This is a genomic window from Streptococcus toyakuensis (genome assembly GCF_024346585.1).
Taxonomy (GTDB): Bacteria; Bacillota; Bacilli; order Lactobacillales; family Streptococcaceae; genus Streptococcus; species Streptococcus toyakuensis.
Genome location: NZ_AP024523.1, coordinates 1,679,598 through 1,695,823, shown reverse-complemented (window position 1 = coordinate 1,695,823; position 16,226 = coordinate 1,679,598). Strand labels below are relative to the sequence as shown.

12 protein-coding genes and 1 other RNA gene are annotated in these 16,226 nt (G+C 40.5%); 12 read left to right on the top strand and 1 reads right to left on the bottom strand.

The annotated features are described in order from the left end of the window. The first annotated feature begins 12 nt into the window (after window positions 1–12). From gpsB to STYK_RS08520, 6 genes are all read left to right on the top strand, one after another. Window positions 13–342, top strand: coding sequence for a cell division regulator GpsB (gene gpsB, locus STYK_RS08545; protein ID WP_192855371.1), 330 nt, complete (start codon window positions 13–15; stop codon window positions 340–342). Between the two features lie 20 nt (window positions 343–362). Continuing rightward, window positions 363–744, top strand: an RNA gene (gene rnpB / locus STYK_RS08540) — RNase P RNA component class B. An 83-nt stretch (window positions 745–827) separates the two neighbouring features. Then, window positions 828–1,985 (top strand): THUMP domain-containing class I SAM-dependent RNA methyltransferase, encoded by a 1,158-nt coding sequence (locus STYK_RS08535; RefSeq protein WP_084923658.1) that lies wholly within the window; start codon window positions 828–830, stop codon window positions 1,983–1,985. Window positions 1,986–1,997: 12 nt separating this feature from the next. Then, a complete protein-coding gene (mapZ, locus tag STYK_RS08530; protein ID WP_084923660.1) occupies window positions 1,998–3,404 on the top strand; it encodes a cell division site-positioning protein MapZ in 1,407 nt (468 codons plus the stop codon). Window positions 3,405–3,479: 75 nt separating this feature from the next. Continuing rightward, entirely contained in the window at window positions 3,480–4,904 is a 1,425-nt protein-coding gene (gndA, locus tag STYK_RS08525; RefSeq protein ID WP_050219820.1) for an NADP-dependent phosphogluconate dehydrogenase, read from the top strand. A gap of 11 nt (window positions 4,905–4,915) precedes the next feature. After that, window positions 4,916–5,605 carry a response regulator transcription factor gene (locus STYK_RS08520; RefSeq protein WP_173274385.1) on the top strand — a complete coding sequence of 230 codons (690 nt, stop codon included), beginning with the start codon at window positions 4,916–4,918 and terminating at the stop codon, window positions 5,603–5,605. 45 nt (window positions 5,606–5,650) lie between these two features. On the opposite strand, the gene STYK_RS08515 is transcribed toward STYK_RS08520, so the two are convergent. Continuing rightward, a protein-coding gene (locus STYK_RS08515; RefSeq protein WP_261804648.1) for an IS3 family transposase occupies window positions 5,651–6,999 on the bottom strand; the annotation gives its coding sequence in 2 pieces (ribosomal slippage) (window positions 5,651–6,558 and window positions 6,558–6,999; 1,350 coding nt in all). 144 nt (window positions 7,000–7,143) lie between these two features. On the opposite strand from STYK_RS08515, the gene cbpF reads away from it, so the two are divergent. From cbpF to fni, 6 genes are all read left to right on the top strand, one after another. Beyond that, the gene (cbpF, locus tag STYK_RS08510; protein ID WP_261804893.1) at window positions 7,144–8,139 is read left to right on the top strand and encodes a choline-binding protein CbpF; all 996 of its coding nucleotides are present in this window, start codon (window positions 7,144–7,146) and stop codon (window positions 8,137–8,139) included. Between the two features lie 379 nt (window positions 8,140–8,518). Beyond that, the gene (locus STYK_RS08505) at window positions 8,519–12,193 is read left to right on the top strand and encodes an SHIRT domain-containing protein (protein ID WP_261804892.1); all 3,675 of its coding nucleotides are present in this window, start codon (window positions 8,519–8,521) and stop codon (window positions 12,191–12,193) included. Between the two features lie 175 nt (window positions 12,194–12,368). Then, complete coding sequence (mvk, locus tag STYK_RS08500) at window positions 12,369–13,247, top strand: mevalonate kinase (protein WP_261804891.1); 879 nt, start codon at window positions 12,369–12,371, stop codon at window positions 13,245–13,247. Further along, complete coding sequence (gene mvaD, locus STYK_RS08495) at window positions 13,229–14,182, top strand: diphosphomevalonate decarboxylase (RefSeq protein ID WP_261804890.1); 954 nt, start codon at window positions 13,229–13,231, stop codon at window positions 14,180–14,182. Before mvk ends, mvaD begins: the two co-directional genes overlap by 19 nt. After that, window positions 14,169–15,182, top strand: coding sequence for a phosphomevalonate kinase (locus STYK_RS08490; protein WP_261804889.1), 1,014 nt, complete (start codon window positions 14,169–14,171; stop codon window positions 15,180–15,182). Before mvaD ends, STYK_RS08490 begins: the two co-directional genes overlap by 14 nt. After that, window positions 15,160–16,170, top strand: a complete 1,011-nt coding sequence (fni, locus tag STYK_RS08485) for a type 2 isopentenyl-diphosphate Delta-isomerase (RefSeq protein WP_261804888.1) — start codon at window positions 15,160–15,162, stop codon at window positions 16,168–16,170. Before STYK_RS08490 ends, fni begins: the two co-directional genes overlap by 23 nt. Window positions 16,171–16,226 lie beyond the last annotated feature (56 nt).

Here is a 16,226-nt window from a genome sequence, read left to right as displayed (position 1 = left end):
ATGGAGAGAGAGATGGCAAGTATTATTTTTTCAGCAAAAGATATTTTTGAGCAAGAGTTTGGACGTGAAGTTCGTGGATATAGTAAGGTTGAAGTTGATGAATTTTTGGACGATGTCATCAAGGACTATGAAACTTATGCTGCCTTAGTCAAGTCTCTCCGTCAAGAAATTGCAGAGTTGAAGGAAGAATTGTCTCGTAAACCGAAGGCTTCACCAGTTCAAGCAGAATCTCTTGAAGCGGCAACTACAAGCTCTATGACGAATTTTGATATTTTGAAACGTTTGAATCGTCTTGAGAAAGAAGTATTTGGGAAACAAATTTTGGATAACTCTGATTTATAAGAGCTTATTTGAAAAGTGCAATTTTTGGATAATCGCGTGAGGAGAATTTCTTTTCATGAGGAAAGTCCATGCTAGCACAGGCTGTGATGCCTGTAGTGTTTGTGCTAGGCGAAACCATAAGCCTAGGGACGAGAAATCGTTACGGCAGTTGAAATGGCTAAGTCTTCGGATAGGTCAGAGTAGGCTTGAAAGTGCCACAGTGACGGAGTCTTTCTGGAAACGGAGAGAGTGGAACGCGGTAAACCCCTCAAGCTAGCAACCCAAATTTCGGTCGGGGCATGGAGTGCACGGAAACGAACGTAGTACTCTGACTGCTATCAGCTATAGGCTGTTAGTGGTAGACAGATGATTATCAAAGGAAGTGGTCCTAGTCACTTCTGGAACAAAACATGGCTTATAGAAAATTGCATATAGGTTGGGGCTGAGAAATTTTCTCAACCTCATTTTTTAAAGTGGACATATAGAAAGGTCTTATAAGACTGAAAATGAAAAAAGAATTTAATTTAATCGCGACTGCTGCGGCGGGTCTTGAGGCTGTTGTGGGACGTGAAGTGCGAGAGCTTGGCTACGATTGTCAGGTTGAAAATGGACGTGTTCGTTTTCAAGGAGATGTGAGAGCCATTATCGAAACCAACCTCTGGCTTCGGGCAGCAGACCGTATCAAAATTATCGTAGGAACGTTCCCAGCTAAGACTTTTGAGGAGCTCTTTCAAGGAGTTTTCGCCTTAGATTGGGAAAATTATTTACCGCTTGGAGCTCGGTTCCCAATTTCAAAAGCTAAATGTGTGAAATCTAAATTACACAATGAACCCAGTGTTCAGGCTATTTCAAAGAAGGCCGTTGTCAAGAAATTGCAGAAACATTATGCTCGTCCAGAAGGAGTTCCTCTGATGGAAACTGGTCCAGAGTTTAAAATTGAGGTCTCTATTCTGAAAGACATAGCAACTGTCATGATTGATACGACAGGGACTAGCCTCTTTAAACGTGGTTATCGTACAGAAAAAGGTGGCGCTCCTATCAAGGAAAACATGGCAGCAGCCATTTTGCAACTTTCTAACTGGTATCCAGACAAGCCTTTGATTGATCCTACCTGTGGTTCGGGAACTTTCTGTATCGAGGCAGTTATGATTGCTAGAAAGATGGCGCCTGGTCTTCGTCGCTCCTTTGCCTTTGAGGAGTGGAACTGGATTAGCGATCGCTTGATCCAAGAAGTGCGCACAGAGGCGGCTAAGAAAGTGGATCGTGAGCTGGAACTGGATATCATGGGATGTGATATCGATGCACGTATGGTGGAAATTGCTAAGGCTAATGCTCAGGCAGCAGGTGTTGTAGGAGATATTACCTTTAAGCAGATGCGCGTGCAGGATTTGCGTTCTGATAAAATCAATGGAGTGATTATCTCTAACCCACCTTATGGTGAACGCTTGTCAGATGATGCAGGGGTTACCAAGCTTTATGCTGAGATGGGTCAAGTATTTGCTCCTCTGAAAACGTGGAGCAAGTTTATCTTAACCAGTGATGAAGCCTTTGAGACCAAGTACGGTAGTCAGGCGGATAAGAAACGTAAGTTGTACAACGGAACTTTAAAAGTTGATTTGTATCAATATTTTGGTCAGCGTGTTAAACGTCAGGAAGTAAAGTAGGAAGGAAAACTCATGAGTAAGAAAAGACGGAATCGTCATAAAAAAGAAAACCAAGAACCGCGATTTGATTTTGATGAAGCAAAAGAGTTAACAGTTGGTCAAGCTATTCGTAAAAATGAAGAAGTGGAAGCAGGAGTCTTGCCTGAAGATTCCATTTTGGACAAGTATGTCAAGCAACACAAAGATGAAATCGAAGCAGATAAGTTTGCGACTCGCCAATACAAAAAAGAGGAGTTAATCGAAACTCAAAGTCTGGACGATTTAATCCAAGAAGTGCGTGAAGCTGTAGAGGAGTCAGAAGCCTATTCAGAGGAAGTTCTATCGTCTGAAGCTATCTTACCTCCACTGCCTCTGGACGATGAGGATAAAGACTGGGATCCTATAGTACTAGAGGATGAAAATTCAGCAGAAATGACTGGGGAAGTGGAAGAGGAGAAAAAACTTTCTCGTCTGGATCAAGAGGACCCAGAAAAGAAAAGTAAAAAAGGTTTTGTTTTGACCGCTTTGGCGCTCGTATCAGTGGTTATCTGTGTCAGTGCTTATTATGTCTATCGTCAAGTGACCCGTTCGACCAAGGAAATCCAGACTTCTCAATCAACTACAAATACGCAGTCAGATGTAGAAGAATTCAATAATTTATATGATGGCTTCTATACAGATAGCAATAAAACTGCTTTGAAAAATAGTCAGTTTGATAAACTGAGTCAACTTAAGACCTTGCTTGATAAGCTGGAAGGTAGTCGTGAACATACCCTTGCCAAATCTAAGTATGATAGTCTAGCAACGCAAATCAAGGCCATTCAAGATGTCAATGCACAATTTGAAAAACCAGCTATTGTGGATGGTGTCTTGGATACCAATGCTAAAGTCAAATCGGATGCTAAATTTACAGATATTAAAACTGGAAATACGGAGCTTGATAAAGTTCTAGATAAGGCTATCAGTCTTGGTAAGAGCCAGCAAACAAGTGCTTCAAGCTCAAGTTCAAGTGAAACTAGCAGCTCAAGTTCTCGTCAAGCAAGTGAAAATACTGCTAGTGAAACAAGCCCAAGTAGTTCAAATACGGCATCAACTGAAACTAGAAGTACCCGCAGTGAAGTCAATATGGGTGTATCAAGTGCAGGAGTTGCTGTTCAAAGAAGTGCGAGTCGTGTTTCTTATAACCAATCAGCTATTGATGATAGCAATAACTCTGCCTGGGATTTCGCGGATGGTGTTTTGGAACAAATTTTAGCGACTTCACGCTCACGTGGTTATATCACTGGTAACCAATACATCCTTGAACGTGTCAATATCGTTAATGGCAATGGTTATTACAACCTCTACAAGCCAGATGGAACCTATCTCTTTACCCTTAACTGTAAGACAGGATACTTTGTTGGAAATGGTTCTGGACATGCGGATGCTTTGGACTACTAAGCAGTCGTTACAAAATTCTTTCTTTTCAAAAGTAAAAATGATAAAATAAAACAAATTAAACAAGAGGAGTGTCAAATGACAAAAGCTAACTTTGGTGTCGTAGGTATGGCCGTAATGGGTCGTAACCTTGCCCTTAATATTGAATCTCGTGGTTACACAGTTGCTATTTACAACCGTAGTAAAGAAAAAACTGAAGATGTAATTGCTTGCCATCCTGAAAAGAACTTTGTACCAAGCTATGATGTTGAAAGTTTTGTAAACTCAATCGAAAAACCTCGTCGTATCATGCTCATGGTTCAAGCTGGACCTGGTACAGATGCTACAATTCAAGCCCTTCTTCCACACCTTGACAAGGGTGATATCTTGATTGACGGTGGAAACACTTTCTACAAAGATACAATCCGTCGTAATGAAGAATTGGCAAACTCAGGTATCAACTTTATCGGTACTGGAGTTTCTGGTGGTGAAAAAGGTGCCCTTGAAGGTCCTTCTATCATGCCTGGTGGACAAAAAGAGGCCTACGAATTGGTTGCGGATGTTCTTGAAGAAATCTCAGCTAAAGCACCAGAAGATGGCAAACCATGTGTGACTTACATCGGTCCTGATGGAGCTGGTCACTATGTGAAAATGGTTCACAATGGTATCGAGTATGGTGATATGCAATTGATCGCAGAAAGCTATGACTTGATGCAACACTTGCTAGGTCTTTCAGCAGAAGATATGGCTGAAATCTTTACTGAGTGGAACAAGGGTGAATTGGACAGCTACTTGATCGAAATCACAGCTGATATCTTGAGCCGTAAAGACGATGAAGGTCAAGATGGACCAATCGTAGACTACATCCTTGATGCTGCAGGTAACAAGGGAACTGGTAAATGGACTAGCCAATCATCACTTGACCTTGGTGTGCCATTGTCACTCATCACTGAGTCAGTATTTGCACGTTACATCTCTACTTACAAAGAAGAACGTGTGCATGCTAGCAAGGTTCTTCCAAAACCAGCTACCTTCAAATTTGAAGGAGACAAGGCTGAGTTGATTGAAAAGATTCGTCAAGCCCTTTACTTCTCAAAAATCATTTCATATGCACAAGGTTTTGCGCAATTGCGTGTAGCTTCTAAAGAAAACAACTGGAACTTGCCATTTGCAGACATCGCATCTATCTGGCGTGATGGCTGTATCATCCGTTCTCGTTTCTTGCAAAAGATTACAGATGCTTACAACCGTGATGCAGACCTTGCCAACCTTCTTTTGGATGAGTACTTCTTGGATGTTACTGCTAAGTACCAACAAGCAGTGCGTGATATTGTAGCTCTTGCTGTTCAAGCTGGTGTACCAGTGCCAACTTTCTCAGCAGCTATTACTTACTTTGATAGCTACCGTTCAGCTGACCTTCCAGCTAACTTGATCCAAGCGCAACGTGACTACTTTGGTGCCCACACTTACCAACGTAAAGACAAAGAAGGAACCTTCCACTACTCTTGGTATGACGAAAAATAAGTAGGTCTGCCATGGGGAAACGGATTTTATTACTTGAGAAAGAACGAAATCTAGCTCACTTTTTAAGTTTGGAACTCCAAAAAGAGCAATACCGAGTTGATCAGGTTGAGGAGGGGCAAAAAGCCCTCTCCATGGCTCTTCAAACAGACTATGACTTGATTTTATTGAATGCTCATCTGGGGGATATGACGGCCCAGGATTTTGCAGACAAGCTGAGTCGGACTAAGCCAGCTTCAGTCATCATGGTCTTGGATCATCGCGAAGAATTGCAAGACCATATTGAGACAATCCAACGCTTTGCTGTTTCTTACATCTATAAGCCAGTCCTTATTGAGAATCTGGTAGCTCGTATTTCAGCGATTTTCCGAGGTCGGGACTTTATAGATCAACACTGTAGTCAGATGAAGGTTCCAACGTCTTATCGCAATCTGCGTATGGATGTAGAGCATCATACCGTTTATCGTGGCGAGGAGATGATTGCTCTGACGCGCCGTGAGTATGACCTTTTGGCTACTCTTATGGGAAGCAAGAAAGTTCTGACTCGTGAGCAGTTGTTGGAAAGTGTCTGGAAGTATGAAAGTGCGACCGAAACCAATATCGTGGATGTCTATATCCGTTATCTACGTAGCAAGCTTGATGTAAAAGGTCAGAAAAGCTACATTAAAACCGTTCGTGGTGTTGGTTACACCATGCAAGAATAGAAAAGCAGTTGCAGTGTACTGACCCCAAAAAGTTAGACAATTAATTTATCCAAAGGATTTAGTTCTGTATTGCACAGGGCTAAGTCCTTTTAGTTTTACCTTAATTCGTTTATTGTTGTAGTAATCAATATAGTCTACAATGGCTTGTTCCAATTGCTTAAGCGACTGAAATGACTTCTCATAACCATAAAACATCTCCGATTTCAGAATGCCAAAGAAAGATTCCATCATGCCGTTGTCTGGGCTGTTACCTTTACGTGACATGGATGCTTGAATTCCCTTACCCTCTAGAAACTGATGATAAGAATCGTGTTGATATTGCCAGCCTTGGTCACTATGGAGAATCGTATTCTCGTAGCGCTTCTCTGTGAATGCTTGTTCCAACATTGTTTTTACTTGTTCTAAGTTGGGTGAAGTTGAAAGATTATAGGCGATAATTTCGCTATTAAAGCCATCTAAAACTGGTGATAAGTAAAGCTTTTGAGCGCTTGCTGGAATGGCAAATTCTGTCACGTCCGTATAACACTTTTCCATTGGTTTAGCTGCTTCAAATTGGCGTTGAATAAGGTTGTCTGCTTTCTTGCCAACATCTCCTTTATGAGAAGAATACTTGCGTTTCTTGCGGATTCTAGCTTGTAAATTGAGCACTTTCATCAAGCGTTGAACTCTTTTATGATTGACCACATAACCACGATTTCTTAATTCTAAATGGATTCGACGATATCCGTAATTTCCTTTTTGTTCGGTAAAAATAGCTTGAATTTCAGCTTTAAGCTTTTGATCCTTATCTGGTTTGTCTAGCTGTTTCAAATGATAGTAGTAGGTCGAACGAGCGAGTTTAATGGTTTTTAGAAGAATATCTAACGAAAAATCAGTGATTAATTCTTGAACAATTTCTGTCTTTCTTCTTTCTCTTTTTCCTCCTTCAAGCGGAGTTCTCTCAACTTTTTTAGGACAGCATTCTCCGCTCTCAGATACTCGTTTTCTGCTTGAAGTCGTTCTAACTCTGTCATCTCTTCGGGTTTCTTCTTTGGTTTACGTCCCATTTTAGATGGTCTCCCTTTTGTTTTCTCAACAATAGTATACCCGTTTTTCTTGTATTGTGCCATCCAATTTGGAAGCATACCACGATTTGGGAGAGCATATTCGAGAGAAACTCTATCTTGAGACCAGTTTTCATGTAGAACTTTATCAATCATTTCTTGTTTTAATTCAGGAGAATAGTAACGATTTTTTTCTTTTTTGACGAACTCTATTCCATAACGATCAATCAATTTAATCATGTACCTAATATTAGAATTGTTTATCCCAAATTTATTTGAAAGCTTCTCTAAGCTATATCCTTGTTTTCTAAGTTCATAGATCTGAACTTTATCATCATAAGTTAATTTCATAATAAAAATACCCCAAAAGTTAGATTTTTTCTGTCTAACTTTTGGGGTGCAGTTCACAGTTATGTAACTGCTTTTTTTGAAAGATTTCTATATATTGACATGCAGTCGGGTCTTTGCTACAATCAGTTATGGAGGATAGGTCTAATGAAAATAATAAAAAAATTGATGCAAATCGCATTAGCAGTCTTTTTCTTTGGTTTGCTAGCGACAAGTGCAGTATTGGCGGATGATGCTGATTCAGAAGGCTGGCAATTTATCCAAGAAAATGGTAGAACCTACTATAAGAAGGGGAACCTCAAAGAAACCTACTGGCGAGTGATTGATGGAAAATACTATTATTTTGATTCTTTATCTGGAGAGATGGTTGTCGGCTGGCAATATATACCTGCTCCACACGAAGGGGTTACGATTGGTTCTTCTCTAAGGCAAGATATTGCTTTTAGACCAGATTGGTTTTACTTTGGTCAAGATGGGGTACTACAAGAATTTGTTGGTAAGCAAGTTTTAGAAGCAAAAACTGCTACAAATACCAACAAACATCATGGGGAACAATATGATAGTCCAGCAGAGAAACGAGTCTATTATTTTGAAGATCAGCGTAGCTATCACACTTTAAAAACTGGTTGGATTTCTGACGAAGGGCATTGGTATTATTTACAGGAGGATGGTAGCTTCGATGCTCGTATCGACAGTTTGACGGTTGGGGAGCTAGTGCGTGGCTGGATCAATGATAATTCAACTTGGTACTATCTGGATTCAACAAGTGCTGCAATGCAAACAGGTTGGCAATATCTTGGTAACAAGTGGTACTATCTCCGTTCATCGGGGGCCATGGCGACGGGTTGGTATCAGGAAGGCTCAACTTGGTACTACTTAGACCAGCAAAATGGTGATATGAAAACAGGTTGGGTATATGTTGGTAACCGTTGGTACTACCTTCGTTCATCAGGAGCTATGACAACTGGTTGGTATCAAGATGGATCAACATGGTATTACTTAGATAATAAAAATGGTGATATGACGACAGGCTGGTTCCAGGTCAATGGCAAATGGTACTATGCTTACAGTTCAGGTGCTTTGGCAGTGAATACCACTGTAGATGGCTACTCCGTCAACTATAATGGCGAATGGGTTCGATAAATAATGATAGTATTTTGTAATTTGAGATAAATTTTAAGTAAGAGTGCAGCTTCACGAAGTGATACTGGATAAAAAGTTTTTAAAATCAGAAAACCGCATATTATCAGGCGTCAAAAAAATTGGCAAAAACTTGATAATATGCGGTTTATTGTGGAAAGATTTACTTATTTACTTATTTTTAACAAAATTGAGTTTTTGCCCAGTTTTACATGACATGTTTTAGAAAAAGGTATATAATGTTAGTGTAATATCAAGTGTTTTTTTGAAAGCACCATAACAATTACAATTTTAGGCTTAAAAATCGAACCTTCTTTAAATGCTTAAATATTTAAGGGGGGGGGTATAAGTACCCATTTGTAAAAAAGAAATGAGGTTGAAAATGAACTTTAAGTCAAGAAAATGTGAAGAAAACGGGGAAAAAGTTTTACGCTATTCTATTAGAAAACATCATTTGGGAGTAGCTAGTGTAGCAGTAGCTTCGGTGTTGTTTTTTGCAACTGGTGTGGCGACTGTTCAAGCGGATGGACCAGGAGTAGGCGAACCAGTATCAGGCACACCAGCCCCACCAAGTACACCAGGTTCAGCAAGTTCAGCAAGTACAACAAGCACACTAGGCACTTCTGGTGCTAATACTGGTGACACAGAAATAGAAAATACAAATACAGATACAGATACAGCTGCATCAACTGAGAGTAATGGAAATAATAGAGCTGCATTAACAGAAAATGGGCCTATTAAGCCAGAAGATAATGTTGAAGCAAGAAATAATAATGAGAAACCTAGAGGGCTTGAAAGAGCAACAGAACCAGCAAATTATGATGGTAAAGTAAGTCTTATTGGTCAATGGACAAGTGAATCACACGAAAAAAAAGATACTGAAAATACATATAAGAATGCTACAGATAAATTAGGGAGTCCCTTATCTAATCCAGGTCTTTTCCGTGGCGCTGCAAAAACTTTTCTTGGTTGGTCTGATATGCCGCCAGTAAATGGGAAAATTGCAGATGGTGCAAGACTGTTCTCGGCAGAAGACACTATAGCTACAGCCTTTCCGAATGGCTTGTCAGCTGATTCTAAGCTATATGGTGTTTATGCCAGTCTAAATGACCAAGATACACCTTTCCCTGCTGATAAATTTTCTATGGGATTTGCGATTATAGGTGGAATGAATAAATTTGCCATTAATGATAATAAGGTTCATATTGATACGAATGTAGAATCAGAAGAAGTATTACCTAATACTAATTTAAATAAAGAAATAAAAGACAAAGAAAAAAATACCCGCCGTATCATTGATGAGTATAAACCGGACAATAATGATACTACAAAAGTGAATGAAGTGGTTTTAAAAGCTGAGTTTGAAATGGATAAAACTACAGCGATGACTGTGTATAGAAATCCTCATGTAGGATATGTTGGTCCGGTTTTATCCAACACATACAAGGATAATAATTTTAAATTAGATGAAAAGAAAAAAACTTACACCTATGTAGACTTAAATGTGAATTTAGACAAAGATTTAGTTGTTCCGGAAAAATTATATGCAGAGTTTAATGGTTACTCATGGAGACCATTGTATGCTCTTGGAATTAAGGAAGATGGAACGAAGGAAATCCTAAATGTGTATTCAAAAGAAGGGACAGCCTTAGGAAATACAAAAGATAGCTTTAATTCAATCGTTAGTAATACGGACCCTAGAGTCACATTTGGTGTTGAAACTAAAGGTAACCATAATATAACATTTAGAATGATTCTTAGATCTTTAAACGGATATGATAGTAATAGACCGGAAAATGAACGAAATGAGAGTATAGCTGAGAGTGTAGTAAAACCGGATGAAGGTAAGTCTATTGCTGAAACAATTCTGCGCAATATGACACTTCGATCTCTTACATCAACAGAACTTAAAGCTTTATTCCCTAATAAGAGTGATGAAGAAATCAATCAGATGGTTGTTCGTATTAATCAAGATAAAGCCAAAGAGTTAGCAGATACAAATGGAAATACAGTACTAAAAGTAACAGGTTCTGTTGAGGGTAATGTTCATCCAAGTGCAGGTAGAATCGGTAGTGGCTGGTTAAGCCTGGATTCAGCTACAAATTTACCTATTAACAAAGTAGAAGCTAACGTTTTAGAACTAGGTTATGTTACATTTTATAATGTATCCTACCGATTCCAAAGTGGAACAGAGGGAAAAGTATTACCAGCAGTAATCGAAAACTATAAGCCAAAAGATACAGCTACTTACGAAAATGAAGCGAATGTAACACCAACACAACCGACAACTACAGAGTATATAGATGCAGAAAACGATGGGAAATGGGTATTCAAAAGTTACGATGCTGAAAATAAACAAGTAAATAAAGCAGATGTAGAATTTATAGGAACATGGGTATTCGAATCTAATAAATATGGTGTAACATATAAATTTGAAAGTGGGACACCAGGTAAGACATTGCCAGCAGCAATAGAAGGCTATAAACCAACAGACCAAAACCGTTATGTAGATAAATCAAATGTAACAACAATTCAACCAACAAAAACAGAGTATGTTGATGCAGAAAACGATGGGAAATGGGTATTCAAGAGCTACGATGCTGAAAATAAACAGGTAAATAAAGCAGATGTAGAGTTTGTAGGAACATGGGTATTCGTGGCTAATAAATACGGTGTAACATACAAATTCCAAAGTGGGACACCAGGTAAGACATTACCAGCAGCAATCGAAAACTATAAACCAATAGACCAAAACCGTTATGTAGATAAATCAAATGTAACAACAATTCAACCAACAAAAACAGAGTACGTTGATACAGAAAATGATGGTAAATGGGTATTCAAGAGCTACGATGCTGAAAATAAACAAGTAAATAAAGCAGATGTAGAGTTTATAGGAACATGGGTATTCGAAGCTAATAAATACGGTGTAACCTATAAATTTGAAAGTGGGACACCAGGTAAGACATTGCCAGCAGCAATAGAAGGCTATAAACCAACAGACCAAAACCGTTATGTAGATAAATCAAATGTAGATGCGATTCAACCAACTACAAAAGAGTACCCAGTTGCAGAAGAAGATGGAAAATGGGTATTTAAGAGTTACGATGCTGAAAATAAACAGGTAAATAAAGCAGATGTAGAGTTTGTAGGAACATGGGTATTCGAGGCTAAAAAATACGGTGTAACCTACAAATTTGTAAGTGGGACACCAGGTAAGACATTGCCAGAAGCGATAGAAGGCTATAAACCAACCGACCAAAATCGTTATGCAGATAAAGCAAATGTAGTTGCGACTCAACCGACAAAAACAGAGTACGTAGATGCGGAAAACGATGGTAAATGGGTTTTCAAGAGCTACGATACTGAAAATAAAGCAGTAAATAAAGCAGATGTAGAGTTTATAGGAACATGGGTATTCGAGGCTAATAAATACGGTGTAATCTACAAATTTGAAAGTGGGACACCAGGTAAGACATTGCCAGAAGCAATCGAAAACTATAAACCAACCGACCAAAACCGTTATGTAGATAAATCAAATGTAACAACAATTCAACCAACAAAAACAGAGTATGTTGATACAGAAAATGATGGAACATGGGTATTCAAGAGCTACGATGCTGAAAATAAACAAGTAAATAAAGCAGATGTAGAGTTTGTAGGAACATGGGTATTCGTGGCTAACGCACCGACTCCTAAGCCAGAACCGAAACCAGAGCCTAAGCCTGAACCAAAACCGGAGCCTAAGCCGGAGCCAAAACCAGAGCCTAAGCCTGAACCAAAGCCAGAGCCTAAGCCAGAACCGAAACCAGAGCCTAAGCCAGAATCGAAACCAGAGCCTAAGCCGGAGCCTAAGCCAGAACCGAAACCAGAACCGCAACCAACACCAACTCCGACCTCAATTTCTTCAGAAGATTGGAATCAAGGAAGTACTGAAGTGCACAAGAAGGATGAATTACCTCAGACAGGTAGTCAACAAGATGAATGGTTGGTAGCTCTAGGTGGCTTATCTATCCTAGGTGCCTTTACGGTATTTTCTAAAAAACGAGAAGAATAGGATATGCTAGAAATCGTTTAAATAATGAAATGATGGAAATATATCCCTATAATGGGAAAAGCGATTGTGAATGGAAACAATCGCTTTTTTTGTGAAAATATAATAAAATAGATAGGAGAGAAGCAATACTTGTATGAAAAAATGAGACGGCTTTTTCGTCTAATAAAAGGAAAATATGACAAAAAAAGTTGGTGTCGGTCAGGCACATAGTAAGATAATTTTAATAGGGGAGCATGCTGTCGTTTACGGTTATCCTGCCATTTCCCTGCCTCTTTTGGAGGTGGAGGTGACTTGTAAGGTAGTTCCTGCAGTGAGACCTTGGCGTCTCTATGAGGAGGATACCATGTCCATGGCAGTTTATGCTTCGCTTGAGTATTTGGATATCAAAGAAGCCTGCATTCGCTGTGAGATTGACTCGGCTATCCCTGAAAAACGGGGAATGGGTTCGTCAGCTGCTATTAGCATAGCGGCCATTCGTGCGGTATTTGACTACTATCAGGCAGAACTACCTCATGATGTACTAGAAATCTTGGTCAATCGGGCTGAGATGATTGCCCATATGAATCCAAGTGGTTTGGATGCTAAGACCTGTCTCAGTGACCAACCTATTCGCTTTATTAAGAATGTAGGATTTACAGAGCTTGAGATGAATTTATCTGCCTATTTGGTGATTGCAGATACGGGCGTTTATGGTCACACTCGTGAAGCCATCCAAGTGGTTCAAAGTAAGGGCAAGGATGCCCTACCGTTTTTGCATGCCTTGGGAGAATTGACCCGGCAGGCAGAAGTTGCGATTTCACAAAAAGATGCTGAAGGACTGGGACAAATCCTCAGTCAAGCACATTTACATTTAAAAGAAATTGGTGTCAGTAGCCCTGAAGCAGACTCTTTGGTTGAAACGGCACTTAGTCATGGTGCTCTGGGTGCCAAGATGAGTGGTGGTGGGCTTGGAGGCTGTATCATAGCCTTGGCAGACAATTTGACACACGCACAAGAACTAGCAGAAAGATTAGAAGAGAAAGGAGCTGTTCAGACATGGATAGAGAGCCTGTAACAGTACGTTCCTACGCAAATGTTGCTATTATTAAATATTGGGGAAAGAAAAGAGAAAAAGAGATGGTACCTGCTACTAGCAGTATTTCTCTGACTTTGGAGAATATGTATACGGAGACGACCTTGTCGCCTTTACCAGCCCATGCGACAGCTGATGCATTTTATATCAATGGTCAGCTACAAAATGAAGCGGAGCATGCCAAGATGAGTAAGATTATCGACCGTTACCGTCCAGAAGGTGAGGACTTTGTCCGTATCGATACTCAAAACAATATGCCTACCGCAGCGGGCCTGTCCTCAAGTTCTAGTGGTTTGTCCGCCTTGGTCAAGGCTTGCAACGCTTATTTCAAGCTTGGTTTGAATCGGAGTCAGTTGGCGCAGGAGGCTAAGTTTGCCTCAGGCTCTTCTTCTCGGAGTTTTTATGGACCGCTAGGTGCCTGGGACAAGGATAGCGGAGAGATTTACCCTGTAGAGACAGACCTGAAACTAGCTATGATTATGTTGGTGCTAGAAGACAAGAAAAAACCAATCTCTAGCCGTGATGGGATGAAACTTTGTGTGGAAACTTCGACGACTTTTGACGACTGGGTGCGGCAGTCTGAGAAGGATTATCAGGATATGCTGGTTTATCTCAAGGAAAATGACTTTGCCAAGGTTGGGGAGTTAACGGAGGAAAATGCCCTTGCTATGCACGCTACGACGAAAACAGCATCACCAGCCTTTTCCTATCTAACCGATGCAAGCTATGAGGCCATGGACTTTGTTCGCCAGCTCCGTGAGCAAGGAGAGGCCTGCTACTTTACTATGGATGCTGGTCCCAATGTCAAGGTCCTCTGTCAGGAGAAAGACTTGGAGCATTTATCTGAAATCTTCAGTCAACGTTATCGCTTGATTGTGTCAAAAACAAAGGATTTGAGCCAAGATGATTGCTGTTAAAACTTGCGGAAAACTCTATTGGGCAGGTGAATATGCTATTTTAGAGCCAGGGCAGTTGGCCTTGATAAAGGCCATTCCCATCTATATGAAGGGCGAGATTGCTTTTTCTGAGAGATACCGTATCTACTCGGATATGTTTGATTTCGCAGTAGATTTGACGCCAAATCCTGACTATAGCTTGATTCAAGAAACGATTGCTTTGATGAATGACTTCCTCGCTGATCGTGGGCAGACCTTGCGACCATTTTCTTTGGAGATTCTAGGAAAAATGGAAAGAGAAGGGAAAAAGTTTGGCTTGGGTTCTAGCGGTAGCGTCGTTGTCTTGGTTGTCAAGGCTTTGCTGGCTCTGTATAATCTTTCGGTTGATCAGAATCTCTTGTTCAAGCTGGCCAGTGCGGTCTTGCTCAAGCGAGGAGACAATGGTTCTATGGGAGACATTGCCTGTATTGTGGCAGAGGAATTGGTTCTTTACCAGTCATTTGATCGCCAGAAGGTGGCTGCTTGGTTGGAAGAAGAAAATTTGGCGACAGTTTTAGAGCGTGATTGGGGCTTTTTAATTTCGCAAGTGAAACCAACTTTAGAATGTGATTTCCTAGTGGGATGGACCAAGGAAGTGGCTGTATCGAGTCACATGGTCCAGCAAATCAAGCAAAATATCAATCAGAATTTTTTAAGTTCCTCAAAAGAAACAGTGGCTACTTTGGTAGAAGCCTTGGAGCAGGGAGAATCAGAAAAAATTATCGAGCAAGTAGAAGTAGCCAGTAAGCTCTTAGAAAGCTTGAGCGCAGATATTTACACGCCTTCGCTTAGACAGTTGAAAGAAGTCAGTCAAGATTTGCAGGTTGTTGCCAAGAGTAGCGGCGCTGGTGGTGGTGATTGTGGTATTGCCTTGAGTTTTGATGAGCAATCAACTGAAACTCTAAAAAACCGTTGGGCCGATCTGGGGATTGAGCTCTTATATCAAGAAAGGATAGGACATGACGACAAATCGCAAGGATGAGCATATCCGCTATGCCCTTGAGCAGAAAAGTTCCTATAATAGCTTTGATGAGGTGGAGTTGATTCATTCTTCCTTGCCTCTTTACGATCTGGATGAAATCAATCTGTCGACAGAGTTTGCTGGTCGAAAGTGGGACTTTCCTTTTTATATCAATGCCATGACGGGTGGGAGTGATAAGGGAAGAGAAATCAATCAAAAGCTGGCTCAGGTGGCGGAAGCCTGTGGGATTTTATTTGTGACGGGTTCTTATAGCGCAGCCCTCAAAGATCCAGCAGATGACTCTTTTTCTGTCAAGTCTAGCCATCCAAATCTCCTTCTTGGAACCAATATTGGATTGGACAAGCCTGTCAAGTTAGGTCTTCAGACTGTAGAAGAAATGAATCCTCTTCTCCTACAAGTGCATGTCAATGTCATGCAGGAATTGCTCATGCCTGAGGGAGAAAGAACGTTTCGAAACTGGCAATCGCATCTGGCAGACTATAGCAAGCAAATCCCTGTTCCGATTGTCCTCAAGGAAGTGGGCTTTGGAATGGATGCCAAGACCATCGAGAGAGCCTATGAACTGGGTGTTCGTACAGTGGACCTATCGGGTCGTGGCGGTACCAGCTTTGCTTATATCGAAAACCGTCGCAGTGGTCAACGTGATTACCTCAATCAATGGGGGCAGTCCACCATGCAGGCCCTTCTCAATGCCCAAGAATGGAAAGATAAGGTTGAACTCTTGGTCAGTGGAGGCGTTCGCAATCCGCTGGATATGATTAAGTGTTTGGTTTTTGGAGCCAAGGCTGTAGGACTGTCTCGAACAGTTCTAGAATTGGTTGAAACCTATACAGTTGAAGAAGTGATTGGCATTGTCCAAGGTTGGAAAGACGATCTGCGTTTAATTATGTGTGCCCTTAATTGTGCCACCATAGCAGATTTGCAAAGCGTAGATTACATTCTTTATGGAAAATTAAAAGAAGCAAAGGATCAGATGAAAAAGGCGTAACCATCGCCTTTTTTCCATCTTCAGACCGAGGTGACTTTTTTGAAGTGTGATAAAAT

What these genes read in the sequence shown, in the direction of transcription:
- gpsB (WP_192855371.1), top strand. Translation starts at nt 13, where the DNA reads ATGGCAAGTATTATTTTTTCAGCAAAAGATATTTTTGAGCAAGAGTTT.
- gndA (WP_050219820.1), top strand. Translation starts at nt 3,480, where the DNA reads ATGACAAAAGCTAACTTTGGTGTCGTAGGTATGGCCGTAATGGGTCGT.
- STYK_RS08505 (WP_261804892.1), top strand. Translation starts at nt 8,519, where the DNA reads ATGAACTTTAAGTCAAGAAAATGTGAAGAAAACGGGGAAAAAGTTTTA.
- STYK_RS08490 (WP_261804889.1), top strand. Translation starts at nt 14,169, where the DNA reads ATGATTGCTGTTAAAACTTGCGGAAAACTCTATTGGGCAGGTGAATAT.
- mvaD (WP_261804890.1), top strand. Translation starts at nt 13,229, where the DNA reads ATGGATAGAGAGCCTGTAACAGTACGTTCCTACGCAAATGTTGCTATT.
- mvk (WP_261804891.1), top strand. Translation starts at nt 12,369, where the DNA reads ATGACAAAAAAAGTTGGTGTCGGTCAGGCACATAGTAAGATAATTTTA.
- mapZ (WP_084923660.1), top strand. Translation starts at nt 1,998, where the DNA reads ATGAGTAAGAAAAGACGGAATCGTCATAAAAAAGAAAACCAAGAACCG.
- fni (WP_261804888.1), top strand. Translation starts at nt 15,160, where the DNA reads ATGACGACAAATCGCAAGGATGAGCATATCCGCTATGCCCTTGAGCAG.
- STYK_RS08520 (WP_173274385.1), top strand. Translation starts at nt 4,916, where the DNA reads ATGGGGAAACGGATTTTATTACTTGAGAAAGAACGAAATCTAGCTCAC.
- cbpF (WP_261804893.1), top strand. Translation starts at nt 7,144, where the DNA reads ATGAAAATAATAAAAAAATTGATGCAAATCGCATTAGCAGTCTTTTTC.
- STYK_RS08535 (WP_084923658.1), top strand. Translation starts at nt 828, where the DNA reads ATGAAAAAAGAATTTAATTTAATCGCGACTGCTGCGGCGGGTCTTGAG.